Annotated in this window: 6 protein-coding genes; 5 read left to right on the top strand and 1 reads right to left on the bottom strand. The window is 52.9% G+C overall.

Annotated elements, in window-relative coordinates; genetic code table 11:
• Positions 1 to 305 precede the first annotated feature (305 nt).
• The 4 genes from VF639_RS25425 to VF639_RS18435 all read left to right on the top strand — a co-directional run bounded on the left by VF639_RS25425 (position 306) and on the right by VF639_RS18435 (position 2,731).
• Positions 306 to 542: an RsiV family protein gene (locus VF639_RS25425; RefSeq protein WP_414654756.1), complete on the top strand. Its 237-nt coding sequence runs from the start codon at positions 306 to 308 to the stop codon at positions 540 to 542.
• Positions 543 to 784: 242 nt separating this feature from the next.
• Positions 785 to 1,849: a fatty acid desaturase family protein gene (locus VF639_RS18445; protein WP_331147408.1), complete on the top strand. Its 1,065-nt coding sequence runs from the start codon at positions 785 to 787 to the stop codon at positions 1,847 to 1,849.
• 85 nt (positions 1,850 to 1,934) lie between these two features.
• A complete protein-coding gene (locus VF639_RS18440) occupies positions 1,935 to 2,327 on the top strand; it encodes a hypothetical protein (protein WP_331147407.1) in 393 nt (130 codons plus the stop codon).
• Complete coding sequence (locus VF639_RS18435) at positions 2,324 to 2,731, top strand: putative toxin-antitoxin system toxin component, PIN family (protein ID WP_331147406.1); 408 nt, start codon at positions 2,324 to 2,326, stop codon at positions 2,729 to 2,731. The genes VF639_RS18440 and VF639_RS18435 overlap by 4 nt, the downstream gene beginning before the upstream one ends.
• A 75-nt stretch (positions 2,732 to 2,806) precedes the next feature.
• Here the strand turns inward: VF639_RS18435 and VF639_RS18430 are convergent, their stop codons facing one another.
• A complete protein-coding gene (locus VF639_RS18430) occupies positions 2,807 to 3,709 on the bottom strand; it encodes a hypothetical protein (protein WP_331147405.1) in 903 nt (300 codons plus the stop codon).
• Positions 3,710 to 3,990: 281 nt separating this feature from the next.
• Between VF639_RS18430 and rpsA the strand changes: the two genes are divergently transcribed.
• On the top strand, positions 3,991 to 6,102 hold the full coding sequence (rpsA, locus tag VF639_RS18425; RefSeq protein ID WP_331147404.1) for a 30S ribosomal protein S1: 2,112 nt from the start codon (positions 3,991 to 3,993) through the stop codon (positions 6,100 to 6,102).
• The last annotated feature ends 11 nt before the right edge of the window (positions 6,103 to 6,113 follow it).

The following is a 6,113-nucleotide window of genomic DNA, read 5'->3' as shown; positions in this document are numbered from 1 at the left end:
CCCCGTCCAGTAGTCCCGACAAGCCCGTGGCCGTGGTCGCCCCCGTCGAACTCAGCAAATAATCCGTGTACAGGTCCAGTGTGCAACTCATCATAAGGTTCCTAAACGAATGAACTGTCTCTGCGACTGCGTAACATCAGTTACTTAGTCTCGGCTTTTTCACTTACAGCTACACGGGTGGCGCCCACGGCAGCTACGGTACCAGGGCCGTCACCTTCGATACCCGCACCGGCCGCGCCCTGCGCTTCCCCGATATTTTCCGGCCCGACGCCTCTGCGCGGCTCAGTGCTTTGCTCGAACAAGCCGTGCGCCGCCACCAGCACCAGCCCGCCACCAAACTCGACGAGTTTCTGTTTATGAAGAAAATGCCGGTCAGTCACAACATATTCCTGACCAGTAGCGGCGCGGTGTTCATCTACACTCCTTACGAAATTGCCTCGTTTGCTCAAGGAGAAATCCGGCTCTTTATCCCGTTAAAGCAGCTACGCCCCTTTATAAAGTCTGATTTGCCATGGGGTAGAGAAGAAGTAAGCCAGCGCTGACCTTGTCGTGGGGGAGCGGTTTTCAATGAACGACGAGGAAAACGAGAGGTCGGCTAGCAACATAGCCTGAGCGTTGTTGCTGTGTATCAGGGGGAAGCTCTGGAATAGGGTTACTAGCTCCTTCGCGAAATGCTTGTTTAGCAGGTAAAGTGATTGTGCAAAATCCGGGGCTTATGGACGATTCCCGATGAGCTGGCGTTGAGAGGGCATAACTTTGCCGAATTCCTTCACCATCTGCTCCTATGCAAGCACCTAAATTTGCTGCTTCACGCTCTTTTCACAAAGAGCTGAAACTTCGCACCAACGCCTACTTCACGGAAGCCGGCAAAGACACCACTGGCGACGCCCGCTTATTCGCCAAAGCCATCATTCTCACGGTTTCGTTTGTGGCCGTGTACCTGCACCTGGTTTTCCTGACGCCCCCTGCTTGGCTGGCGCTGCTGGAGTGCGCCTTGCTCGGTCTTGTCGGCTCGGCCATCGGCTTCAACGTCATGCACGACGGCGCCCACGGCTCATTCAGCAAATCCCGGTGGATCAACCAGTTTGCTTCCTTCACCCTCAACGTACTCGGTGGCAACAGCTTCATGTGGAACGTGAAGCACAATCTTATCCACCACATGTACACCAACGTCGACGGCGTCGACGACGACCTCGACGCGCAGCCTTGGTTGCGCCTGAGCAGCACCCAAACGCGCCACCGTTTCCATCGTTTCCAGCACCTCTACTTCTGGTTCTTCTACGCCCTGCTCTTCATTGCCTGGATTTTCTTCATGGATTACCAGAAGTACTTTAAAGGCAAAATCGGGGAGATGCCCATCAAGAAAATGACAGCCTCCGACCAAGGCGTATTTTGGGGTTTCAAGGCGCTGCACCTGTTCCTGTTCGTGGCCCTGCCCATCTACACCGTCGGTTTCGTCGCCTGGATAGTTGGCTTCCTGGTATTCGCTACGGTCGTAGGTTTCACCATGAGCATCGTGTTCCAGCTGGCGCACACCGTCGAGCACGCCGCCTTCCCCATGCCCCACGAAATCACCAACAAGCTGGAAGACGAGTGGGCCATTCACCAGATCAAAACCACCGCCAACTTCGCTACGGATAGCAAAGTCATCAGCTGGCTGGTAGGCGGCCTGAACTTTCAGGTGGAGCACCACTTGTTTCCCACCATCTCGCACGTCCACTATCCGGCCCTCAACAAAATCATCCGCCAGGCTTGCCTGGAATTCGGTGTCGAGTACAACGAATATCCCAAGATGCGCTACGCCGTCGCCTCGCACGTAGCGCACTTGCGCGAGATGGGCCGGGCGTAAGAAATTTATCGGCTGGAAAGCCCGTGAGATGAGCTGTAAGTTCATTCTCACGGGCTTTCTGTATTTTTGATAAAATTCCTGCCGCATGAAAACCTTCATTCTGACCTTGCCTGATTACGCCGAAATAGCTCCGCACGAATTGTATGCTTTGCAGGCAGCACTTGTGCAGTCAATGGTTAAAAGCGGGCAGCTGAATCCGGAGAAGCCGGAGCATCGGCAGGCGTTGGAGGAATGGTCTGACGCTGTAAAAGCAACTTATCAACCACCAACTGATGAAGAAAACGAGCGGGCCAAAGCTGAGTTTCGGCGCCAGCACAACTGGCCGGAGCCGGATCCTAGCGTTTCGGTTGAAGAACTCACTCGCCGCCTGGATGAAGCCATGGATAGCCTGTTCGAAACGCAGGGGCTAACCGCTGAAACCTACGAGCAATGGGTAAAAGACGGCGGGATGTCGGGCCGTAAAAGCTCGGCCGCGTGAGGATAGTGCTCGATACCAATGTATTGCTGCAGATACTACCCCGCACCGCACCAACTCGCCCAATTTTTGAAGCGTTATTGATGGGGCGCGTAGAGCTAGTCTACTCAACCCAAATTTTGCTTGAATACGCGGAAATACTTCATCAGCGCCTCCCTGCTGCTATTGCTGAAAGTGTGCTGACCATCGTGCAAAAGTTGCCGAAAGTTCGATTGCAGAATGTGTACTATCGCCACCGCCTGGTTCCGTGTGACCAAGACGACGAGAAATTTGTGGATTGCGCCGTAGCTGCAAACGCTGATTACCTGATTACTAATGACGCACATTTCAAGCACTTGGCTCAAGTACGCTTCCCTGCCGTGCGCGTCCTCTCGGCGCAGGAGTTTCTAGCGGTGTTGGTGGCTTGAAAAGCAATAGAAAATCCTTGGCCAACGGTATGTATGGGCAAGGATTTTCAGCTTAAAGATTGGCAGTTCCTTATACTATTGGACCGACATAGTGCAAGAAGTGCAAGCCCCTGAGTTACACTTTTTGTAGCCAATGCCAGACTCGGCAGTGCACCCGCTTCCACCAGATGAGCAGGCGCAGCTAAAGCCTCCACCACTTTCTTCAAGCAAAAATACTTGAGTTGGTGACAAAGTGGAACCAAGCCTATTATATGATTTTCCCTCCAGGCTTAACCTTTGGGCTTCACTATTTAAGTAGTTGATAGGAACTGTGTAATCTACTACAGCTCCATACATATTAATAGCTACATGCTTATACGCATCAGGATTGCGAGCAATGGCCTGAGTTGGATCAGCTTCACCATGAACTTCAACGTTCAACTTACGCATTGCCCGATTTACATACTCAAAGTGGAACAAGTCGTCGGGTACCTGTAAATGTTGTTTTTCAAGTTTTTGTAATTGCTCTTTCGTTCTGATAAACGAGATGCCTGCGCCGGTATCTACAAAGCCACCTGTCTCTGATGAGCGGGAGGCTTTCCCCGTACAAGCGCTGCCATTTGAACACTGGCTGCAAGCAAACGAGCTTTGTACATAAAACACATCACAACCAACAGAGCAGGCACCAGTACAAGTATAGCTTCCTCCTCCGCCATCATCAAGCTTTGATGCGAAGTCTAATGAGTGTTGTTGCGAGTTGATAAAACGAATTCCCGCTGGGTATTTCAATCGGACGGTTGCTCCTTCGTCCTCAACAATGGTTTCTGTGCCATCTGGTATGCGAAGATCACCCACCGTCGCGCCATACAACACGGCAGGAACTTTGTAGTGCTCAGCCAACACGTCTTGTGGCTTCGGGCTTTGTTCAGGTTGGCTACAGCCGTACAAACCTGATGCGCCTATCGAAAGGATTAGCGCTAGTAATCGTATTTTTTTCATTGGTTTGTGAATAATGGTTTGTGAATAATGGTTTGTGAATAAGTGATATTATTATATATGATAACTTAATAAAAGGAAATAATATGTAAAATTGTGACATCTAAAAAATGTAATACAATTCGGTCGGTGTGTAATAATATTCTTAGAAATTATCTTCCCAATCCCGTATCTTTGCCGCCCCGTCAGGGTGGCGGGCCGGCGCTTTCGTGCTGTGTATCAAGTAAAAACGCGTTCCGGAGTTGGCCCTGAGCCGGACGTGTACAGCAGGGCTACAAGCAAAAATGGCTGAAGTAGCAGATAACTTCGACTGGGACAATGTAGGAGCGTCCGGTTTTGGCGGTAACTATTCCGCTCAGCAGCGCGCCGAAATGGAGGAAATGTACTCCGGTACCCTCACCACCGTTCAGGAAGAAGAAGTAGTAAGAGGCGTTGTGGTGGGCATCACCGAGCGCGACGTAATCCTGAACATCGGCTTCAAATCCGATGGTTTGGTGTCCATCACCGAATTCCGCGACCTGCCCGACCTGAAAATTGGTGACGAGGTAGAAGTATTCATCGAAGACCAGGAAGACCTGAACGGTCAGCTGATTCTGAGCCGCAAGAAGGCCAAGATCAAGCAGGCCTGGAAATCTATCTACGATGCTCTCGAGAATGACACCATTCTGGAAGGCGTAGTAAAGCGTCGGACCAAAGGTGGTCTGATCATGGACCTGGACGGCGTAGAAGCCTTCCTGCCCGGCTCGCAAATCGACGTGAAGCCTATCCGTGACTTCGACATCTATGTTGGTCGTCGGATGGAAGTGAAAGTGGTGAAGATCAACGCCGCTTTCGACAACGTAGTAGTTTCGCACAAAGTCTTGATCGAGAAAGACCTCGAGAAGCAGCGCGAAGCTATCCTCAACAACCTGGAGAAAGGCCAGATCCTGGAAGGCGTTATCAAGAACATGACCAACTTCGGTGTGTTCATTGACCTTGGTGGCGTTGACGGTCTGTTGCACATCACCGACATTTCGTGGGGCCGCATCGCTCACCCGAGCGAAGTGTTGCAGCTCGACCAGAAGCTGAACATCGTAGTATTGGACTTCGACGAAGCCAAGAAGCGTATCAGCCTGGGCTTGAAGCAACTGACTGCTCACCCATGGGATTCGCTGCCCGCCGACATGGGCGTAGGCTCGAAAGTGAAAGGCCGCATCGTGAACGTAGCCGACTATGGCGCGTTCATGGAAATCATCCCGGGCGTAGAAGGCCTGATCCACGTTTCAGAAATGAGCTGGAGCCAGCACCTGCGCAACCCGCAGGACTTCATCAAGCAGGGCGACGTAGTAGAGGCGCAGATCCTGACCCTCGACCGCGAAGACCGCAAGATGAGCTTGGGTATCAAGCAACTGAGCGAAGATCCATGGACTCGTGGCGACTTCGGCACCAAGTATGCCGTAGGTACCAAGCACAACGGCCTCGTGCGTAACCTCACCAACTTCGGCCTGTTCGTAGAACTGGAAGAAGGTGTTGACGGCCTCGTGCACGTATCGGACCTGTCGTGGACCAAGAAGATCAAGCACCCTTCGGAAGTGGTGAAGGTAGGCGACCGTCTGGACGTGCTCGTGCTCGAGCTGGACGTAGCCAACCGTCGTTTGGCCCTCGGCCACAAGCAGCTGGAAGAAAACCCCTGGGACACGTTCCAGACGGTGTTCACGCCTGGCTCAGTACACAAGGCTACCATCACCGAGAAGACCGACCGTGGCGCAGTACTCGAGTTGCCGTACGGCATCGAGGGCTTCGCATATCCAAAGTCATTGGTGAAAGAAGATGGCAGCAACGCCGAAAACGGCGAGTCGCTGGACTTCCGCGTAGTTGAGTTCTCGAAGGATGACCGTCGCATCGTACTGTCGCACACTGCCGTATTCAACCAGCAGCAGGAAGAAGACAGCCGTGCTGCCAAGTTCAAGAAGAAAGGCCCTGCTGGTCAGGCACCAACAGCAGCTCAAGGCGAAGGCAAGCTGACCGACCTCAAGAAGCAGCCTGTTGCTGAGAAGTCGACCCTCGGCGACCTGGATGCTCTGTCAGCTCTGCGCGACAAGATGATGGGCACCGAGCGGCAGGTAGGCGAGCAGAAGCTAGCCTCCAAAGCTCCTGCTGCCGAAGCTGCTCCGGCAACTGAAGCTCCTGCAGCCGAAGCTCCGGCAAGTGAAGGTGGCATCCTCGCTGCCGTAGCTGGTGCTGCTACCGCGGCTTTCGACAGAGTGAAGGAAGTTGCCAGCGACGCCGTAGAGGCTGCAACGCACACCGAAGCTTTCGAAAAAGCTAAGGAGGTAGCCGGCGACGTGGTAGAGCGTGCCAAGCACCTGCTCGACACCGACGACGCTGCCGACAAAAAAGACGAGGAGAAAGCTTAAGCTTATCTGCT

Source organism: Hymenobacter sp. (assembly GCF_036387835.1).
Taxonomy (GTDB): Bacteria; Bacteroidota; Bacteroidia; order Cytophagales; family Hymenobacteraceae; genus Hymenobacter.
This window is presented reverse-complemented; position numbering and strand designations above follow the sequence as displayed.

Excerpts from the sequence above, each read along its gene's own strand:
- VF639_RS18445 (WP_331147408.1), top strand. The coding sequence starts at position 785 with ATGCAAGCACCTAAATTTGCTGCTTCACGCTCTTTTCACAAAGAGCTG.
- VF639_RS18440 (WP_331147407.1), top strand. The coding sequence starts at position 1,935 with ATGAAAACCTTCATTCTGACCTTGCCTGATTACGCCGAAATAGCTCCG.
- VF639_RS18430 (WP_331147405.1), bottom strand. The coding sequence starts at position 3,709 with ATGAAAAAAATACGATTACTAGCGCTAATCCTTTCGATAGGCGCATCA.
- rpsA (WP_331147404.1), top strand. The coding sequence starts at position 3,991 with ATGGCTGAAGTAGCAGATAACTTCGACTGGGACAATGTAGGAGCGTCC.